The following is a 19,312-nucleotide window of genomic DNA, read 5'->3' on the forward strand; positions in this document are numbered from 1 at the left end:
GGTTCACTCATAGCGGCGTGCGACCTTGAGAAAAAACGGCTTGAATCGGACCTCGGCGCGCTGCGCCCGGGGCAGGTTGACGAAGGGCAGGATGCGGTCTGCGACATGGATTCCCGCCACGGCGCCGGCCTCCACGTCGCCCGCGAAGGGCGAGAAGACCAGGGCGCGATGACGCTCCGACCAGAGGCTCAGCCGCTTGCCCCCGACGTTCACGCCGGCCACGAAGATTCCGGCGATCAGTGAATCCTCCGCGTCCAGCTCCTTTGCGCTCACGGTCTGCACATTCAAGGGGAGCTCGCGGATCCGGCCCATGCCGCTGAGCGCCGAAGCGGCCTCTCGGGCGGCGGCGTCGGACCCCTCGTAGACGACGCGGATCTCGAGCTTCCCGCTCGTCGCGCGTTTGTCCTCGAGGTCCTCGACGGCGCCGAGAACGGCGGGGAAGAGCTTGAGCCCGACGCGAAACCGCTGCTCCTCTTCCTGCCACAGCGATTGGGTCCATGCGCGTGTCGCCACGAGCCCGACACACAGCAGGAGCGCAACGACAAGACACCGGCGGCTGACTCCTGCACTTGGCTGCATGGTGTCGGCCCCTGTCAAAAACGGTATCCGACGGACAACCACCAGCGTCGCCCCGGACGTGGATAGCCGTCTGGATAGGTCAGATCCACCCCGCCGAAGCCGGTCGGCAGGTCGGGATAACGTACATCTTCGTCGGTCAGATTCTTGACCCCGAGATAGGCGAAGACGCCCGGTCCGGTGCGCTGATAGCTCAAGGTCAGATCCGCCATGGCGTAGCCCGAGACCGAAGCGCGCGGATCGGATTCGGGTCGGCTTCGATCGCCGACGTAGCGCAGCTGCAATGCGGCGGTCCAGGGATCGAGCGGGCGCCAAAGGACGGCTAGATTGGCCAACGTATCGGTGCCGCCGGGCAGCGGCCGGTCGGTGTCGCGCGAGACCGTATCCACGTAGGAGAGATTTGCATCGATCTTCACGCGGGGTCCGAGGCGGACCTCGTATTCCAGCTCGACACCGCGCAGACGTGCATCGGCGTTGTTGATGAACCCGTCGTCGTCATCCCCGAAGACGATTGGATCGGCGAGGTCGGATTGAAACAGGATCAGGCGTCCTTCCCAGCGGGGTTGTTTGAGGATGTAGCCCAGCTCGTAGGTGGCGATCTCCCCTGCGCCGATGGATTCCCGGCCCGGATACTCTCGCTCGTAGAAGGTCGGCGGTCGAAACGCTTGGGCGTATTGGAGCTTGAGGATATTGGCCGCGTCGATGCGCCAGACCGCGGCCAGGCGCGGGGTCAGGAAGGCGCCGAGGTCGCTGTAGTCGTCCAGGCGCAGGGCGGCCGTGACCGTGACGCGCTCGCTCGCGCGGATCTCGTCTTGGGCGATCAGGCTGAGGATCCGTCGGTCGAGTCCTGTATCCAGCCAGCTCTCCGGGACCTCGAACGGCAGGTTCTTCCAGCTCCAGCTCGCGCGATCGACCTGCACCTGACTCGCCTCCAATCCCAGCAGGACGAGATGCCGATCCCAACCGCGCCAGTGCAGATCCGCGGCCCCGAGGTAGCGTGTCTCGCGGTAGTCCTGATCCAGGTAGACGGGTTGCGTGTCGAAGTAACTCGGCGGGAAGACATAGAGATGCTCGCGCTTGCGCTCGTATTGGAGCGACTCGAACCGAATGCGCGCATCCAACGCATCCGACAGCACCAGGTCTTGGCCGATTTGAGCCGAGACATAGCGCTGCTCGGAGACGAGCCGGTCGTCGGATGGCGGAAGGAAGTGATTGATCCCGAAATGATCGCCGTAGTCGTCGTCCAGGATCTTGATCGCGACGAAGGTGTTGCGCCAGCGCAGATCGGCGAAGGCCCCGAGATAGCGGCTCGCTTCGTTCGACGGGCCGGGAGCGTTGGAGATCTCGGCCCCGCCGATCGCGAAGAGCGCATCCTCTGAGACGGGTACGCCGCCGTTGCCCGCAAGTCCGGTCAGATTGATCGAGGCGGTCAGATCGCGCTGCGGGTCGCTCCAGTGCCAGATGCCGCCTCCGCCGGCAGCAGCGCGCTCGTCGGCCCTGGCGTAGAGGGTGCGGTCGCCTTGCCGGGTGATGACGTTCACCACGCCGGCGAAGGCATACTCTCCGTGCACCGAGGAGCCGGGTCCGCGGATGACCTCGATGCGCTCGATCTGCTCGATGGGGATATTCAGGACCGGGTTTGCGGTGGCGAACAGTGTCGAGTTCATCGACACGCCGTCGAGCAGGAACTTGATGTTCCCCGAGGCATAGCCGAAACCGACACCGCGGCTGAGGACCTGGCGCTCGCCCGTCATCTCGAGCCCTTGGCTGATGCCGGGGACCAGCGAGAGCGCCTCCCAGACCGTGCGCGCTCCGCGGGCGAGCATGTCGGTGCCGGACAGGATCGTGGCCATGCCGGGGACGAAGTCTGCGTTCATCCCGCTGCGGGTCGCCAGTTCGGTCTCTTGGTCGAGGAGACTCAGCAGGTCGCCGAGCGGCGCATCGTCGGAGTCCGACGAGGGCTGCGTGCCGACCGCTTCGCCCGCGGCCAGGATCGAGATCAGCGTCCACACGGCGAGTCCGCGCAGCACGAGGGGGCTTTTCAGTGTACTTGACGGCAACACAGCCAGGCCTCCGAGCCCCTGTTGCTAGCGGCATCCCGATGATGCAATCGCCCCGTTCGACATCGAGAGATGACTCAAGGTGCAGGCATCCCTGCTCCGGCTTCAGGTCTTGCGCGACCGTGGGAGAGCAGCTCGACCGGGGCGGTTTCAGAGACCCGGGATGTCCGCGAATAACCGTCCCTAGGATGTCGGCAGAAAACCGTCCGCCTTGAGCTTACCGATCACGGCGGCGATGACCTCGCTGATCATGGTCTGCTCGGAGCTCGGATCCAGGGTGTCTGAGCGGCCCGACCAGACCAGCGTTGCGCGTCCGGCGTCGTAGAGATTGGTTTCGAGCCGAAGCGCGCGATAACCGGCGTAATATCCGGGTGCGGTGACCTCGCTCAGTATGTGACCATAATACGGGTAGAGTCGCCCGTAAAGGCTTGGAACCACATGGGTGCGTCCACCGCTCGGGGGAGCATCCGGGTTCTCGCCCGCGAGGTAGGTGACGATGACCCCGTCGGCCCCGGAGCGTCCGACCGCCTCCTGCACCGCCCGAGCCCGGCCGACATCGCGGTCGGAGAGCAGGGTATGTGCGGCACGCGCTTGGACGCCGACGCCTTTCAACGCTTCGACGAAATTGTCCTCGTAGGCGCGGCGCACGATCGGGTTGGTGGAAACGCCGAAGACGATCAGGTCGCGATAGGGGGTCGGGGGTGCCCCGGGCGCGATCCAGGTCGTGCTCAAGGGACCCGGCGCACAGCCGAGCGTTGTCAGGACGGCAAGGCCGAACGCCACGGCAAGCCGAATTGGGCGCATAAGCGGTCGCTCCGAGATCGCGAAAAAGTCCGTCGGGCGCGGGAGTGTGCCCCGCTTGGGGCGGCAGGACAAGCTCAGGTCGTTCCGCCGTTCTGCGCCTTGACCGACTTGGTGTCGGAGGCGTACTCGAAGGCGTCCGAAAACATGCGATCTCGGTCGAGCCCGGCGGCCTCGAAAGCGACACGCCCGGCCTCGACCATGACCGGCGGTCCGCTCATGTAGAGGTCGAATCCGCTCGGGTCCGGGTGATCCTCGAGGACGGCCATGTGAACGAATCCGGTGCGTCCCTGCCAGTGCGGATCCGGCTCCGAGAGCACGGGGACGAAGCGGAAGGACGGCAGTTGTTGCGCCCAGGTTGCCGGCAGGTCGGTCAGGTAGAGGTCGCGCTGCGCACGCACGCCCCAGTAGAGCGCGATCGGGCGGTCGAGCCCGATATGGATCGCATGCTCGATCATCCCTTTCAGCGGCGCGAAACCGGTGCCTCCGCCCATCAAGATGATCGGGCGATCCGAGTCCTCGCGAAGCACGAAGGTCCCCATCGGTCCCTGGATGCGAAGGATGCTCTTCTCGGGCATGCGCTCGAACACGTAGGCGGTGAACTCGCCGCCCGGGACATGGCGGACATGCAGCTCGATCTCCGCGTCGTCGTGGGGCGCATTGGCGATCGAGAAGGCGCGCCGACGACCGTCGCGGAGGATGAAATCCAGATACTGGCCGGCGAGGAATTGCAGCCGTTGGTTCTCCGGCAGCCTCAGGAAGAGGCGCATGACGTCGTGATTGAGCCGCTCCTTGCGCGAGACCCGACAGGGCAGCGTGCGGACCTCGATGTGTGCGACCGACGGGACCTCGCGCACGCGCAACAGCAGGTCGGAAGCCGGCACGGCCTGACAGGCGAGGCAGGTGTCTTCGGGCTGGCCTTCGAGCGCTTCGGTCTGACCGCTCGGGTAGTCGACCCGGCCTTCGAGCAGATGGACCGCGCAGGATCCGCACTTGCCGTCGCGACACCCGTAAGGCAGGCCGACGCCTTGGCGCAGCGCGGCAGCGAGAATGGTTTCGCCCGACTCGACATCGAAGCGATGTTCCGCGGGGAGGGTTCGAATCTTGAAGCTCATCTCATCATTAAACCGCGTCCGGAGTGATTAGGCGATGGTTTTGGGTTCGTTGGGCCTTATCTGTATCCGCGACCGCAGTGGAGACGCGGTTTAATGATTATTTTTCAATGATTTGAATCGCGTCTACGCCGGCGTTTCGGGTGTTCTCGATGTCGGCGGGCCCGGTGCAACGCGGGTTTGCACCGCGGACGCGATTCAACAATCCTGAGGCATCTCATGTCGCTTTCGCAAATCGGGGGCAGGTTGGTTAATGAACGAGCAGATGATCGTTGGGTGCGGATATGTGGGCACGCGCCTTGCCTTTAAATATCGGGAGCAGGGCGAGGCCGTCACTGGCATCGTGCGATCCGAAGCCGGAATGGCTCGGCTGGAGCAGCTCGGCATCAAGGGCTTGCGCTGCGATCTTGCGGCCGAGGATCTCGGTGATCTCGGATTTGCCGATGCGCGGGTCTTTCACTTCGCGCCGCCGCCGGGGAACGGGGTTCAAGATCCCCATACCCGACATCTCGTGGAGGGCTTCGAGCGCTATGGCCATCCGCGGCGCCTTGTTTATATCAGCACGACGGGCGTCTACGGCGATTGCGCGGGTGCCTGGATCGACGAGACACATCCGGTCGCCCCCGTCGCTGCGCGCTCGCAACGGCGCCTGGATGCCGAGGAGACGCTGCGCCGGTGGAGTTCGGCGAGCGGCCGTGATCTGGTGATCCTGCGCGTGGCAGGGATCTATGGTCCCGACCGATTGCCCTTGGAGCGCATTCGGGCGGGTACACCCATGGTCAGACCGCAGGATGCGCCCTACACCAACCGGATCCACGTCGATGACCTGGTCACGGCCTGTATCGCGGCGATGGCGCGGGCGCCGTCGGGTGCGATCTACAACGCCTGCGACGGTCATCCGAGCACCATGACGGACTATTTTCTCGACGTGGCCGCCGCGGCCGGGTTGCCGAGCCCGCCCTTGATCAGCCTCGAAGAAGCCGCCGATCGCCTCTCCGAGGGTATGCTCTCCTACCTGAGCGAGTCGCGTCGTCTGCGCAACGATCGACTGCGTGAAGATCTGGGCGTCGTGTTCCGTTACCCGTCGCTGGCCGAGGGTCTGCGCGGGCTTTTCTAGGCGATCGGCGTGTGCGTATCCTCGAAGGCTGTTGGCGGATATGATTCGGCCGTGCAGCGCACGCCACGGCGGCGGTGCATTCCGGTCGCGCGGACGCTCGGACATCTTCGTCCGTGTGGTCCGCTCGACTGCACGGTGCTCGGTTCGACCTCGAGCCCGGGCATGATCGGAACCGACAATCTATAAGGAGCCATCGATGACGAGTTCTTACCGACAAGCGCCCGCAATGCTCGCGGCACTGCTTGCAACCGCGGTGATTGCATCCCCCGCCAGCGCGGCGCAGGACGCGGACTTCCACTACGACTCGACCGAGAACCTGTATCGGATCTGCTCGCTTGCACCCGATGCGGACGGGCATCTGATCGCCTCTTTTGCCTGCCGTGCCTTTCTCGAGGCGACCGTGCAGTATCACGACGGTGTCACGGCACGCAACGGGTTGAAACGTCTCATCTGTTATCCCCAAGGCGCGACGATCGAGGATGCCCGCGATGCGTTCGTTGCTTGGGCGCAGGCGAATGCAGAGAACAAGGAGTTGATGGGCGAGCAACCCGTGAAGGGCGTGGTGCGTGCGCTTGCAGCCAAGTATCCTTGCAAAGGCAAGAAATAGATTCTCAAACGACCGGGCGTCGGCCGTCGGCGCGACGCCATTGAAGTCCCGGAGATTCAACGATGAAAGTCACCACAGTTACGGCTGCGTTCGCCTGCATCGTCCTGCTCGGCGGATGCGGGAGCACGACCACCTCCCGTGTCGCGACAGGCACCGGCATGGGCGCAGCCAGCGGCGCCGTCATAGGATCCTTCAGCGGCAATGCCGGTCGCGGCGCGCTCATCGGTGCCGGCGTGGGTGCCTTGGGCGGGGTGCTCGTTGACGAGCATCAGCGCGGCAGCTTCAGCAACAACTGATCCGGACGCTGGATCGACCGAGCCGTTCATCGGCTCGGTCGGCGTCCTCTCGATCTCCCCCTGCGCGTGCAGCGGGTGATGCCGACCGGATGCGTGCGGCCTCGAGCGGGCTCCCGAAGCCATCGAGGAGGCGGTGCCCGGGCGATGCGGGATTCTGCGGCGGGCTCGGCGCGTATCCGCAGCGATCGGAACGGCTGGCTTTCAGATTGCTCCTCCCCGGGAACCGGGTTTCCGCCCGATGAATCGTCACATTTTTTTCAATGAAATGGAGTTGACGCTTCGCATACGATCCACTAGCTTTTATCAGGAATCAGTTGCGGCGCTTCTCGGGGTCCCTTCCGCTGTCGAGTCGGCTTGTGTGTTGGCAGCTCGGCAGTCTTGGCTCGACCAACGCACACCAGCATGAGAGACAGCGATGAGGATCTACGTAGGAAACCTGACCTATAGCGTGACCGACGACGACCTGCGGGAAGTCTTCGGGGCGTTCGGTGATCTTGCGGCGGCGGAGGTGATCAAGGATAAGTTTTCCGGTCAGTCCAAAGGCTTCGGGTTCGTCGATATGCCCAACAACTCGGAGGCGGATGCGGCCATCAAGGCGCTGAACGAAACCGACTTCAAGGGACGCAAACTCACCGTCAACGAGGCACGTCCGCGTGCCGAACGTCCACGCGGCGGTGGGGGTGGGGGGCGCTACTGACCCCGTCGCTCGACCTTACGATCGACACAGGATCGTCGTCGGGGCGCGTTGCGCCGCCGGCGTCGAGTCCTACCGATGTCGTTTACCCGCCTCGCCCTCCGTCGTTCCGACCCGAGGGCCGATGCCGAGGCTGTCCCAGATCACGTCGACCCGTTCGCGTACCGCCTCGTCCATCCTGATCGGGCTTCCCCACTCGCGCGTCGTCTCCCCCGGCCACTTGTTCGTGGCATCGAAGCCGATCTTCGATCCCAGCCCCGAGACCGGAGAGGCAAAATCCAGATAGTCAATCGGCGTATTCTCGATCATCACCGTGTCGCGCGCCGGATCCATGCGGGTCGTCATCGCCCAGATCACATCCTGCCAGTCGCGCGTACAGACGTCGTCGTCCACGATGATGACGAACTTGGTATACATGAACTGACGCAAGAACGACCAGACCCCCATCATCACCCGTTTGGCATGCCCCGGATATTGCTTCTTGATGCTGACGACCGCCAGGCGATACGAACAACCCTCCGGCGGCAGATAGAAGTCCTGGATCTCGGGAAACTGTTTCTGGAGGATGGGCACGAAGACCTCGTTCAAGGCCACGCCCAGAATGGCCGGCTCGTCGGGGGGGCGTCCGGTGTAGGTGCTGTGATAGATGGGCTCGCGGCGTTGAGTGATGCGCTCGATGGTGAAGACCGGAAACTCGCCGACCTCGTTGTAGTACCCCGTGTGGTCGCCGAAAGGCCCTTCCGGTGCCCTGTCGTCCGGGTCGATATGGCCTTCGAGCACGATCTCGGCGCTGGCCGGGACCTGAAGATCGGACTCCTTGCAGGCCGCCAACTCGGTGCGGCTGCCGCGCAGCAGGCCGGCGAAGGCGTATTCGGACAAGGTGTCCGGCACCGGTGTGACCGCGCCGAGAATCGTCGCAGGATCGGCCCCGAGTGCGACGGTCACCGGGAATGGCTTGCCGGGATGGGCGCGTTGCCAGTCGCGAAAGTCCAGTGCCCCGCCGCGGTGGGCGAGCCAGCGCATGATGACCCGGTTGCGCCCGAGCACCTGCATGCGATAGATGCCGAGGTTGTGGCGCGCCTTCTCCGGCCCCTTGGTGATGACTAGGCCCCAGGTGATCAGCCGCGCGGCGTCCCCCGGCCAGCAATGTTGAATGGGCAGGCGCCCCAGATCGACTTGATCCCCGCTGAATTCGACCTCCTGGCAGGGCGCGTTGCGCCGAACCTTCGGGGCCATGTCCAACACCTTCTTGAAGATCGGCAGCGACTGCCACGCCTCCTTCATCCCCTTCGGCGGATCCGGCTCTTTTAGAAAGGCCAGCAGCTTGCCGACCTCGCGCAACGCCTCGACCGATTCCTCCCCCATGCCGAGTGCCACGCGGCGCGTCGTCCCGAATAGGTTGCCCAGCAAGGGGATCTTCGACCCCTTCGGTCGCTCGAACAACAGTGCCGGCCCACCGGCCCGCAGCGTCCGGTCGCAGATTTCGGTCACCTCGAGATAGGGGTCGACCTCGACCCGGATGCGTTTCAGCTCGCCGCGCTGCTCGAGCTGATCGATAAAATCACGCAGGTCGTGGTACTTCATTTTTTATCCCGTGCCGGGATAAAAAAACAGGTCTTCATAGGGTTAACCTCGTTCTGCGAATTTGGGCCGTTGTGCCCCGTGCCCCGGGGCTTCACGGACCCGGCCATATCGCTGATCGGATCCGGTGGACAACCACGGTAGGTGGTGACTGAATCGTTTCTTAAATCCCTTAAACCGCGTCGCGCCGATCGGCAATGGTGGCCTCGCCATCACCACAGGCCCCGACACCAGTGTTCGTACTCCGAACGCGGTTTAAGCCGCGATGCCGGAATGGCGCAGCAAGGCATCCGTATTCGGCTCGCGCCCCCGAAACCGCACATAGAGCACCATGGCGTCTTCGGATCCGCCCTTCTCAAGGATATTTTCGCGGAAGGATCGGCCGGTATCTGCATCGAAAACACCGGTTTCCTCGAACAGCGAGAAGGCGTCCGCCGACAGGACCTCGGCCCATTTGTAGCTGTAATAGCCCGCCGCGTAGCCGCCCGCGAAGATGTGCGAGAAGGCGTGGGCGAAGCGGTTGAAGGCGGGCGGGCGGATGACGGCGACCCGGTCGCGGACCTCCTCGATGATCTCGTAGACACGCCCGCCCTTGGCCGGGTCGTATTCCAGATGCAGGCGGAAATCAAACAGCGCGAATTCCAGTTGCCGCACCATCTGCATGGCCGACTGGAAGTTCTTCGCCGCGGTCATGCGCTCGTAGAGATCCTGCGGGATGGATGCGCCGGTCTCCCAATGGGCGGCGAAGAGGTCGAGCGATTCGCGCTCCCAGCACCAGTTCTCCATGAACTGACTGGGCAGCTCGACCGCGTCCCACGGTACCCCGTTGATCCCGGCGACACCGGGATAGTCGACCTTGGTCAGCATGTGGTGCAGGCCGTGGCCGAACTCGTGGAAGAGTGTCTCGACCTCGTTGTGGGTCAGCAGCGAGGGCTTGCCGCCGACCGGCGGGGTGAAGTTGCACACCAGGTAGGCGACCGGGAGCTGGTCGCAGCGACTGGTGTGCATCCGGTTGGTGCAGACGTCCATCCAGGCCCCGCCGCGCTTGTTCTGCCGTGCGAAGGGATCGAGATAGAATTGGCCGCGCAGCGCCCCGGATGCGCCGTCGCGGATCTCGAAGAAGCGCACGTCCGGGTGGTAGGTGTCGAACGCCTCCGCCTCCTGGATCTTGACCCCGAACAGGCGCTCGACGACGCCGAAGAGACCAGACAGCACCCGCGAAATCGGGAAGTAGGGGCGCAGCTCTTCCTGGCTGATTTGATAGCGGTGCAGGCGCAGCTTCTCGGCGTAATAGCCGACGTCCCACGGCTCCAGCGTCTCGACGTTGTGCTGCTCGCGCGCGAACGCCGTAAGCTCCGCGAGCTCCTTGCGGGCCTGGTCGACCGAGCGGTCGGCCAGGTCGTTCAGGAAGGCGAGCACGTCGTCCGGCGAGCGGGCCATCTTGGTCGCGAGCGAACGCTCGGCATAGTTTGCAAATCCCAGCAGCCCGGCCAGCTCGTGACGCAGCGCCAGGATGCGCTCCATGATCTCGCTGTTGTCCCACTGTCCGGCATGCGGCCCCTGTTCGGAGGCGCGTGTGCCGTAAGCCTGATACAGCTCGAAGCGCAGCTCGCGATTGTCCGCATAGGTCATGACCGGCATGTAGGAGGGCAGGTCGAGCGTGAAGAGCCAGCCGGTCTGGCCCCGTTGTTCGGCGTTCTGCCGGGCCAGCCCAAGCGCGGATTCGGGCAGGCCCGCGAGCTGTGCCTCGTCCTCGATCAGCTTGCTCCAGGCGTTGGTGGCGTCGAGCACGTTCTCGGAATACTTGGTCGTGAGCTGGGAGAGCTCCTGACTGATGGCTTTGTAGCGGGCCTTCTTCTCGGCGGGCAGGTCGACACCCGAGAGATGAAAGTCGCGCAGCGCGTTCTCCAACAGCTTGCGCTGTGCCGGGTTCAGATGCTCTTGCGCGGCGACCGCCTGGTAGCCGCGGAAGAGATCCTCGTTCTGCCCGACCTCGGTGCCGTAATCGCTGAGCTTCGGCAGGCAGGCGTTGTAGGCCGCGCGCAGCTCGTCGCTGTTGAGCACGCCGTTGAGGTGCCCGACCGGCGACCAGGCGCGACTCAGGCGGTCGTCGATCTCGTCCAGCGGCTCGACGAAGTTCTCCCAGGTCGGCACCGGGACCGCGTGGGTCAGACGCTCGATCTCGGCACGACAGTCGGCGAGACAGACGTCGATGGCGGGCTCGACGTGTTCGGGACGGATCCGGGAAAAGGCCGGGAGGCCGGTGGTCTCGAGCAATGGGTTCGTCATGGGTGTGGCCTGATCGGGTTCGCGGGTCAATGTGGTCAGTCGGGTGGCGCTCGGCAACCGCTCGCAGGGAGCCGCCGGGACCACCGGCGGTTCGCAGCAGGCGGAGCCTCGCCAAGCGCCGGATCATGCGGGCTGCAGGCCGGAGTTTCCAGTCGATGGCCCGGGTCGGGGCGGGCGCTCGGTGGTGTCGATGCACTCGGCGTCGTCAGTCCGGCAGAAAACCCATGTTCTGGCGCGGCGAGATGCGGCCCTTGAGCGAGCGGACCATGTCGATCTTCGGGCGCGGCGCGAAGGCCTGCGGGATGCAGAAGTGAAACCGCCACAGGTCGTGGCGCCAGCGCTCCCCGCCGTGGGCGGGGATCGGCAGCCATTCGTCCGAGGCAATCGGAACGAACCCGTTGCCGGCACCGTAGGCATAGATCTTGTAGGCGCCCCGCGGCGTGCAGCGGATGCCCTCCACCGAGAGGTTGCGGTTCCCGTTGCTGCCCTCCGCGACGAGCGTAAAGCGCACGACATCGTCGGAGCCGATCTGCAGGTTGCGGGTGTCGATGAAATACCGCAAGCCTGCATCGGGTCCATCCGGGACCAGCTCGACCAGATCCGCGTCCTGCGGCCAAGGCGGGAGCGCGGTGTTCGATTCCTGCCAAGGTGTGCCCGGTCGAACGCTCGAAGGCACGGGCGGCTCGGCGTTGTTCACGAAGGCGTTCTCCGCGGCCGATACGGGCATTGCGAGCAGAAGAAGATGCAGCAAAAGAAGGGTGTCCCAGAAAAAACGATGCCGGGGCGGGAGGACCGATGGAAGCTGGCGGGGAGGTGTCATGATGTCGATCACCGGGGATTAAACCGCGCCCAGCGCGGTATGCGATGCTTTGGGATGGAATCGGCCCCGGCAGACGTGACGGCCGCTGGAGCCTGCGCGATTTGAGAGATGGCGATCCTCAAGTCTACCAGCCCGCAAGGCATCTGCCATGCGACACGATCGGCCCGCTTGTGCCGCCGATTCTCCTTCCGGTATGGTTCTTGGATGCGTCTTGAAAAGATCCGACTGGCCGGCTTCAAATCCTTCGTGGATCCCACGACGGTGCTCTTTCCCGGCAATCTGGTCGGTGTCGTCGGTCCCAATGGCTGCGGCAAATCCAACGTCATCGATGCGGTGCGTTGGGTCATGGGCGAGAGCTCCGCGAAGATGCTGCGCGGCGAGTCGATGGCCGACGTCATCTTCAACGGCAGCACCGGTCGCAAGCCGGTGGGGACGGCCAGCATCGAGCTGGTGTTCGACAATGCCGACGGCGGGGTGGGCGGCGCCTATGCCGCCTTCAATCAGATCTCGGTCAAGCGTCAGGTCTCGCGCGACGGTCAGTCGGCCTATTTCCTGAACGGGACGCGCTGCCGTCGGCGCGATATCCAAGACCTCTTTCTCGGCACGGGTCTCGGTCCGCGCTCCTACGCCATCATCGAGCAGGGCATGATCTCGCGCATCATCGAGGCGCGGCCCGAGGATCTGCGGATCTTTCTGGAGGAGGCCGCGGGGATCTCCAAGTACAAGGAGCGCCGCCGCGAGACCGAGAGCCGCATGCGCCAAACCCGCGAGAACCTGGATCGGCTCGACGATCTGCGCGACGAGGTCAACAAACAGATCCAGCACCTGGAGCGCCAAGCCGCCTCCGCCGAGCGCTACACCCAGCTCAAGGCCGAGGAGCGGCGTCTGGACCTGGAGCTCAAGGCGTTGCGCTGGCAGGCACTCGACGAGGAGATCCGCGCCCGCGAGCAGCGCCTGGCCGAGACCGAGACCCGGACCGAGGCGGGGCTCGCGCAGCAGCGCCGGATCGAGGCCGATATCGAGGCGCGGCGTGCCGACTATCAGAGCGCCTCGGAGACCTTCAACGGGGTACAGGGCCGTTTTTACGCCGTGGGCTCGGAGATTGCGCGGGCCGAGCAGGCGATCCAGTTCGCCAACGAGGCGCGCGGGCGGCGCGAAGGCGAGCTGGTGCGGCTCGATCAGGAGATCGGCGAGGCCGAGGACCACTTGGAACGCGACCGGGGTCGTCTTGCCGAGATCGATCGCAACCTCGCCCGCGACGATCCCGAGCTGACGGGCGCGGATCAGGCATTGGCTGCAGCTGTGCTGAGCGTGGCGGGCGCCGAGGATCGGCTCAAGCAGTGGGAGCGTCTCTGGGACGACTTCAGTCGGGAGGCCGCCGGGCCGTCTGAGCAGGCCCAGGCGGAGCGTGCCCGGATCAACGCACTGGAGCAACGCAGCGACCGCGATCGGGACCGACTGCGGCGCTTGGACGAGGATCTCGCACGTCTGCAGGGGCTGGAGCTCGAGGATCGGTTTCTGCAGCTCGTCGAGCGCGAGAGCCGATTGGAGGCCGCACTCGCGGATATGGAAGCGCGTCACGAGACCTACGGCGCGGACTTGTCCGAGCGTGACGGGGCGATCGCGACGCTCGCCTCGCAGATCGATCGGGTCCGCACCCTGTTGCAGCAAGCCCGGGGTCGGCTGGCCTCGCTCGCTGCCCTGCAGGACGAGGCCCTCGCCGACACGGATGCCGACGACGGCCGTGCCGACTGGCTGGCCGACGCGGGACTCGCCGATGCCGCGCGTCTGATCGATCGGATCGAGGTCGATCCGGATTGGCAGCGAGCGGTCGAGGTCTTGCTCGGGGACGCGGTTCGCGCGGTCGGCATCCCGAATCTCGATGGTGCGCTCGCGGGCGGCGATCCGCCTCCGGGTCTGGTGCTCTTGGAGACGCGCGGCAATGCCGAGAGTCAAGTCGAGGGGACACCCGACCTGGACAGCGCAACCGCGGCTCGGGCGATCCTCGCGCATGTTCGCGCACCTTGGGCGCTCGACGGCCTGCTCGGTCGGGTCCGTACCGTCGATCGGCTCGCCGACGCCGTGGCGATGCGCGACACCCTGGGCTCGGCCGAGCAATGGGTCACGCCCGAGGGTGCGCGGGTCGGACGCGACTGGTTGAGCACGCCGCCGGTGCGGGCGCAGGGGGGTGTCATCGCGCGTGCGGAGGCGATCAAGGTGCTCGGCGCGGAGATCGCCGATCACCAGGGCCGAGAGGTTGGGCTCTGCGCTGAGCAGGAACGTTTGCGCACGGCCCGAACACTGGCTCAAGAGGAGCGGGCCGACGCCGGACGACAATTGACGGCCCTGGGTCGCGAGCTCGCGCAGCTCAAGGCCGAACTCGCGAGTCTTCGCGCCAAGCGCGAGCACCGACAGGATCGGCTCCAGGCGCTGGGCGCCGAGCGCGACGAGCTGCAGGAGCAGATGGCCGAGGCACTGGAGGAGATGGAAGAGGCCCGCGAGCGTCTGCACGAGCATCTGTCCTTGGTCGAGACCCTGGCGGAACGACGCGAAACGATGCAGGCCGAGCGCGAGGTGCTGCGCACCGCGCTCGCTGCGGCTCGTGACGAGGAGCGAGGTTGCCGGGAGCGGAGCCAAGGCTTGCGCGTCAGCGTCGAGTCGAACCGCGCCGCGCGGGCGGCCACACAACAGAGCCTCGCGCGCATTCAGGAGCGCCGATCGATGCTGCACGAGCGCCGCGCCGAGCTGTTGGATGCGCTCGAGGAGAGTGTCGAGCCCTTGGCCGAGCAACGGGCGCGGCTCGACGAGCAGCTGGTGCTGCGGGTGGAGGTCGAGCAGGCGTTGGCCGCGGCACGCAATCGGCTCGAAGTCCTGGACGGCGAGGTGCGCGCGCTGGATCAGGCGCGTCAGCGTTTGGAGCAGGAGGGTCGGCTCGGTCGCGGCGAGCTCGATCGGCAGCGTTTGGAGCACCAGGAGCGCCTGGTCCGTCGTCAGACCTTTGCCGAGCAGATCGCCGAGACCGGGCAGACGCCGCTCGACGTCTTGGCCGAGACCGATCCCGCGGCGAACGAATCACAGTGGCAAGAGGCGCTCGCCAAGACCGGGGCACGTCTGCAGCGGCTCGGTCCGGTCAATCTGGCCGCCGTGGACGAATTCAGACAACAGGCCGAGCGCAAGGTCTATCTGGACGCCCAGCACGAGGACATCAGCCGCTCGCTCGAGACCCTGGAGCAGGCGATCCGCAAGATCGATCGCGAGACCCGCAACCGTTTCCGCGAGACCTACGATCAGGTCAATCAGGGGTTTCAGCTCCTGTTCCCGCGCCTCTTCGGCGGCGGTCACGCGAGCCTGGATCTCACCGACGAGGACCTGCTGGAAACCGGCGTCACCGTGATGGCGCGACCGCCCGGCAAGCGCAATTCGAGCATCCATCTGCTTTCGGGCGGGGAGAAGGCGCTCACCGCGGTGGCCCTGGTCTTTGCCATCTTCGAGCTCAACCCGGCACCCTTCTGCATGCTCGACGAGGTCGACGCGCCGCTCGACGACGCCAACGTCGGGCGTTTCTGCGAGCTGGTGCGCTCCATGTCCGACCGCGTCCAGTTCGTCTTCATCAGCCACAACAAGGTTACGATGGAGATCGCCGATCATCTGCTCGGCGTGACCATGCATGAGCCCGGCGTGTCGCGGCTCGTTTCGGTGGATGTCGACGAGGCGGTTCGGCTTGCGGCCGTTTCCTGAGCGCGCCAACGGGTGTTGCCCCGGGTACGGATGCGGGCTCGGGTCGCCGACGCCGCGTGTCAAACCCGTTCGAGCGGGGATACAGGTGGCCCGCGCGTTGATATACTCCCCCTAGTCCTGAACGTCAGACCGACAGCAACGCTTGAATGGACGCCAATACTATCCGTCTCATCCTGATCGTCGTGGGAGCCCTGCTCGTCCTCGCCCTCTTTCTGTGGGAGCGCAGCCGTCGTGGCGGTGACGAGGACGATGACGACGACTACGAAGAGGCCGACGCACCCTATGGTCTTTCGACCGGCAAGCGCGAGCCGCGGCTCGGGCGCGGCGCCGACGACGAGCGCGGGAGCGAGCCCGATCAGGCTCGGCCCGGCCGATCCCCCGCCGCGCGTTCGCGCCGCCTCGATCCGGAGTCGGAGGCCGAATCCGACCCGGACGACGCCTTGTATTCGGACGACGAGCCGGATACGGACATGCCGGCGGACATGGAGCCGCTGTTGATTCAGCTCAGCGTCAGCGCGCGCCGTGAGCCCTTCGCCGGTCCGGAGTTGATGGATGCCGCCGATATCTGCGGTCTGCGTCCCGGCCGGATGGACATCTTCCACTGTCTGGACGAGTTCGACCACGACACGCGGATCTATTTCAGCATGGCCAACATGGTCAAGCCGGGGACCTTCCCCTTCGAGGGCATGGAAGAATTCTCGACTCCGGGTCTCATGCTCTTCGCCCAGCTCGACGGACGCCCTGAGGACATCACCATCCTCGAAGAGATGATTGCCACGGCCCGCAAGCTCGCCAGCGAACTCGACGGCGAGGTGCTCGACGAGACACGCCGTCCGCTCACGGTGAGGAAGGAAGAGGACCTGCGCCAAGCCGTGCTCGACAACGAGCGCCGATGGGCACGCACGGCGGAGCGTTGATCGGTGCGGATGCCGCCGCCGAGCGCGCCGCATGGCTGCGCGCGGAGATCGCCCGCCACAATGTCCGCTATTACGTTCTCGACGATCCGGAGATCCCGGACGCCGAATACGATCGTCTCTTCGCCGAGCTTCAAGCCCTCGAGGCTGCCAATCCGGATCTGATAACGCCGGATTCGCCGACCCAGCGGGTCGGCGCCGCGCCGCTCTCCGCTTTTGCTGCGGTCCGTCACCGTCTGCCCATGATCTCGCTCGCCAACGCCATGAGCGACGGCGAGCTGGCGGATTTCGATCGTCGGAATGCCGCCGCTTTGCCGGGTACCGATCCGATCCTCTACACCGCCGAGCCCAAACTCGACGGCCTTGCCATGAGCATCCGCTACGAGGCGGGTCTGTTGGTTCAGGCTGCGACCCGCGGCGACGGCTCCACCGGCGAGGATGTCACCGCGAACGTGCGTACCGTCAAGAGCGTGCCCCTGCGCCTCGTCGGCGAGGCTTGGCCTGACGTGCTCGAGGTGCGCGGCGAGGTCTATATGACCCGCGAGGGGTTCGAGCGGCTCAACCGGGACGCCGCGCAACGGGGCGAACGCGTCTTTGCCAATCCACGTAATGCGGCCGCGGGGAGCCTACGCCAGCTCGATCCCCGTATCACCGCCACGCGCCCCTTGCGCTTTTGCTGCTACGGATGGGGCGAGCTCTCGATCGACCCCGAGGAGAGCCAGATCGCGATGCTTCAACGGCTCGCCGGTTGGGGCATCCCCATTTCCAAAGAGCTGCGGCAGGTCGCGGGAGCGGACGGATGTCGCGCCTATTTCGAGGACTTGGGACGGCGCCGCGATGCGCTGCCCTACGAGATCGACGGCGTGGTTTTCAAGGTCGACCGGATCGCCGATCAGATCGGCCTGGGCGCGACCAGCCATCATCCGCGTTGGGCCATTGCACGCAAGTTTCCTGCGCAGGAGGAGCTGACGCTCGTCGAGGCGGTCGAGTTCCAGGTTGGACGTACCGGCGCCGTGACGCCTGTCGCGCGGCTGCGGCCTGTGCAGGTCGGCGGTGTTACCGTCGCCAACGCGACCTTGCACAACATGGACGAGGTCGTCCGTAAGGATGTCCGTGCCGGCGATACCGTCGTCATCCGACGCGCGGGCGACGTGATTCCGGAGGTCGTGAGCGTCCTGGTCGATCGCCGGCCGCCGGGTGCTGTGCCGGTCGAGATGCCTGCCCAGTGTCCCGTGTGCGGGTCCGATGTGCTGCGCCCGCCGGGCGAGGTGGTGGCACGCTGTACCGGCGGTCTCTATTGCCCCGCGCAGCGCAAGCAAGCGATCCGGCATTTCGCCTCGCGTCGCGCCATGGATATCGAGGGTCTCGGCGAGAGGCTGATCGAGCAGCTCGTCGATCTGGGGTTGGTTCGCGAGCCTGCCGATCTGTATCGGCTGACCGCGGAGCAGCTCGTCGGCCTCGAACGCATGGGCGAGAAGTCCGCGGCCAACCTGATCGACGCCCTGGAGCGCAGCAAGTCCACGACCTTCGCGCGCTTTATCTTCGCACTCGGCATTCCGGATGTCGGCGAGACGACCGCGCAGGCGTTGGCCGCCCGGTTCAGCGGGATGGCCGAGCTGGTGCGGACGCGAGAAGCGGATTTCGTCCGCGATCGGGGCGTGAAGGGTGTCGGTCGGGACACCGCGAACGCGCTGCATCGCTTCCTGATCGAGCATCCGCAGATCGAGGCGCAAGGCGACCTTGCACACTGGCTGGCGGGACTGAAGCTCCCCGGTCTGACCCCCGCGCGTGCGCAGGCGTTGGCGGGGCGCTTCGAGGATCTCGCTGCACTTCGCGCGGCCGAACTCGAAGAGCTCTACCTCAACAGCGCGCGGCTCGTCGAAGGAGTCGGCCCCGTGGTGGCGGCGGAGATTGCGGGCTTCTTCGCGCAAGGGCACAATCGGGAGGCGATCGAGCGGTTGCTCGAGTCCGGGATCCACTGGCCCGACGCGCCAGCTCCTGCGCAGACCTCGGAAGCGCTGCCCCTCGAGGGCAAGACGATCGTGATCACCGGCACACTCAGCCGGCCGCGCGAGGAGATCGCCGCCCGGTTGCAGGACGCCGGTGCGAAGGTGACAAACAGCGTCTCGAAGAAGACGGATTATCTGATTGCGGGCGAGGCGGCGGGCTCCAAGCTCGAGAAGGCACAATCACTCGGTGTTGCGATTCTCGACGAGGCCATGCTGAGCGCGTTGCTCGATCGCCCTTGATCCAAACGACTTGCGAGCGACGTCCGAACGATGTCTGCGCGCTTCCGGATTCTTCCGGCATCGCCCCAATGTTGCTGATACCGCGCTGAGCGCGGTTTAAGAGCGGTCGTCAGAACCGCATCGACAGCGATCGCCTGCTTCCCGCGATCGAACCGCGTCTCTCCAGACTCTACGGGTTCCCCAATGCATGATTTAAGCAAAGAGCAACAGATCCTGATCGCGATGCGCAAGACATTGTCGGCGATCATCCGAGACGTCACCCCGCCGCCAGGGATGCGTCATCCGCTGTCGGAGCCGACCATCGAGGACGTGCGTCAGTGCCTCGGGCTGATCGCCGCCCGCGAGAAGGAGCTTGCGGACGCGCAAGGCCGCGGCGGCGAGCGCCCCTACTATGTCGACGAGCCCCCGGATTCTCGGGTCGTGCCGATTGCCGGCATCAAAAAGCGCAAGGAGTGATG

At 65.6% G+C, this 19,312-nt stretch carries 15 protein-coding genes; 8 read left to right on the forward strand and 7 right to left on the reverse strand.

Going from position 1 to position 19,312, the window contains the following annotated elements:
- Positions 1-3: 3 nt before the first annotated feature.
- The 4 genes from BDD21_RS12515 to BDD21_RS12530 all read right to left on the reverse strand — a co-directional run bounded on the left by BDD21_RS12515 (position 4) and on the right by BDD21_RS12530 (position 4,552).
- Entirely contained in the window at positions 4-579 is a 576-nt protein-coding gene (locus BDD21_RS12515; RefSeq protein ID WP_120797446.1) for a hypothetical protein, read from the reverse strand.
- A gap of 14 nt (positions 580-593) precedes the next feature.
- The gene (locus BDD21_RS12520) at positions 594-2,636 is read right to left on the reverse strand and encodes a TonB-dependent receptor plug domain-containing protein (RefSeq protein ID WP_245969568.1); all 2,043 of its coding nucleotides are present in this window, start codon (positions 2,634-2,636) and stop codon (positions 594-596) included.
- A 183-nt stretch (positions 2,637-2,819) separates the two neighbouring features.
- Positions 2,820-3,440 carry a hypothetical protein gene (locus BDD21_RS12525; protein ID WP_120799901.1) on the reverse strand — a complete coding sequence of 207 codons (621 nt, stop codon included), beginning with the start codon at positions 3,438-3,440 and terminating at the stop codon, positions 2,820-2,822.
- 74 nt (positions 3,441-3,514) lie between these two features.
- Positions 3,515-4,552: a CDP-6-deoxy-delta-3,4-glucoseen reductase gene (locus BDD21_RS12530; protein ID WP_120797448.1), complete on the reverse strand. Its 1,038-nt coding sequence runs from the start codon at positions 4,550-4,552 to the stop codon at positions 3,515-3,517.
- Between the two features lie 250 nt (positions 4,553-4,802).
- Here BDD21_RS12530 and BDD21_RS12535 point away from each other — a divergent pair, with 250 nt between their 5' ends.
- The 4 genes from BDD21_RS12535 to BDD21_RS12550 all read left to right on the forward strand — a co-directional run bounded on the left by BDD21_RS12535 (position 4,803) and on the right by BDD21_RS12550 (position 7,266).
- Positions 4,803-5,666 (forward strand): SDR family oxidoreductase, encoded by an 864-nt coding sequence (locus BDD21_RS12535; protein ID WP_120797449.1) that lies wholly within the window; start codon positions 4,803-4,805, stop codon positions 5,664-5,666.
- Positions 5,667-5,862: 196 nt separating this feature from the next.
- The gene (locus BDD21_RS12540; protein ID WP_120797450.1) at positions 5,863-6,273 is read left to right on the forward strand and encodes a Rap1a/Tai family immunity protein; all 411 of its coding nucleotides are present in this window, start codon (positions 5,863-5,865) and stop codon (positions 6,271-6,273) included.
- A gap of 62 nt (positions 6,274-6,335) precedes the next feature.
- Entirely contained in the window at positions 6,336-6,569 is a 234-nt protein-coding gene (locus BDD21_RS12545; protein ID WP_120797451.1) for a glycine zipper family protein, read from the forward strand.
- Between the two features lie 415 nt (positions 6,570-6,984).
- Positions 6,985-7,266, forward strand: a complete 282-nt coding sequence (locus BDD21_RS12550; RefSeq protein ID WP_120797452.1) for an RNA recognition motif domain-containing protein — start codon at positions 6,985-6,987, stop codon at positions 7,264-7,266.
- 69 nt (positions 7,267-7,335) lie between these two features.
- Here the strand turns inward: BDD21_RS12550 and ubiD are convergent, their stop codons facing one another.
- From ubiD to BDD21_RS12565, 3 genes are all read right to left on the reverse strand, one after another.
- The gene (ubiD, locus tag BDD21_RS12555; RefSeq protein ID WP_120797453.1) at positions 7,336-8,847 is read right to left on the reverse strand and encodes a 4-hydroxy-3-polyprenylbenzoate decarboxylase; all 1,512 of its coding nucleotides are present in this window, start codon (positions 8,845-8,847) and stop codon (positions 7,336-7,338) included.
- A 252-nt stretch (positions 8,848-9,099) separates the two neighbouring features.
- On the reverse strand, positions 9,100-11,133 hold the full coding sequence (prlC, locus tag BDD21_RS12560) for an oligopeptidase A (protein WP_120797454.1): 2,034 nt from the start codon (positions 11,131-11,133) through the stop codon (positions 9,100-9,102).
- A gap of 205 nt (positions 11,134-11,338) precedes the next feature.
- Positions 11,339-11,953 carry a CNP1-like family protein gene (locus BDD21_RS12565; protein ID WP_245969570.1) on the reverse strand — a complete coding sequence of 205 codons (615 nt, stop codon included), beginning with the start codon at positions 11,951-11,953 and terminating at the stop codon, positions 11,339-11,341.
- A 204-nt stretch (positions 11,954-12,157) separates the two neighbouring features.
- Between BDD21_RS12565 and smc the strand changes: the two genes are divergently transcribed.
- From smc to BDD21_RS12585, 4 genes are all read left to right on the forward strand, one after another.
- Positions 12,158-15,691 carry a chromosome segregation protein SMC gene (gene smc / locus BDD21_RS12570; protein ID WP_120797455.1) on the forward strand — a complete coding sequence of 1,178 codons (3,534 nt, stop codon included), beginning with the start codon at positions 12,158-12,160 and terminating at the stop codon, positions 15,689-15,691.
- A 146-nt stretch (positions 15,692-15,837) separates the two neighbouring features.
- Complete coding sequence (locus BDD21_RS12575) at positions 15,838-16,608, forward strand: cell division protein ZipA (RefSeq protein WP_120797456.1); 771 nt, start codon at positions 15,838-15,840, stop codon at positions 16,606-16,608.
- A complete protein-coding gene (ligA, locus tag BDD21_RS12580) occupies positions 16,584-18,854 on the forward strand; it encodes an NAD-dependent DNA ligase LigA (RefSeq protein WP_120797457.1) in 2,271 nt (756 codons plus the stop codon). Before BDD21_RS12575 ends, ligA begins: the two co-directional genes overlap by 25 nt.
- 183 nt (positions 18,855-19,037) lie before the next feature.
- Entirely contained in the window at positions 19,038-19,310 is a 273-nt protein-coding gene (locus tag BDD21_RS12585) for a segregation and condensation protein A (RefSeq protein ID WP_120797458.1), read from the forward strand.
- Positions 19,311-19,312 lie beyond the last annotated feature (2 nt).

Origin of the sequence: Thiocapsa rosea (assembly GCF_003634315.1) — a bacterium.
Lineage (GTDB): Bacteria > Pseudomonadota > Gammaproteobacteria > Chromatiales > Chromatiaceae > Thiocapsa > Thiocapsa rosea.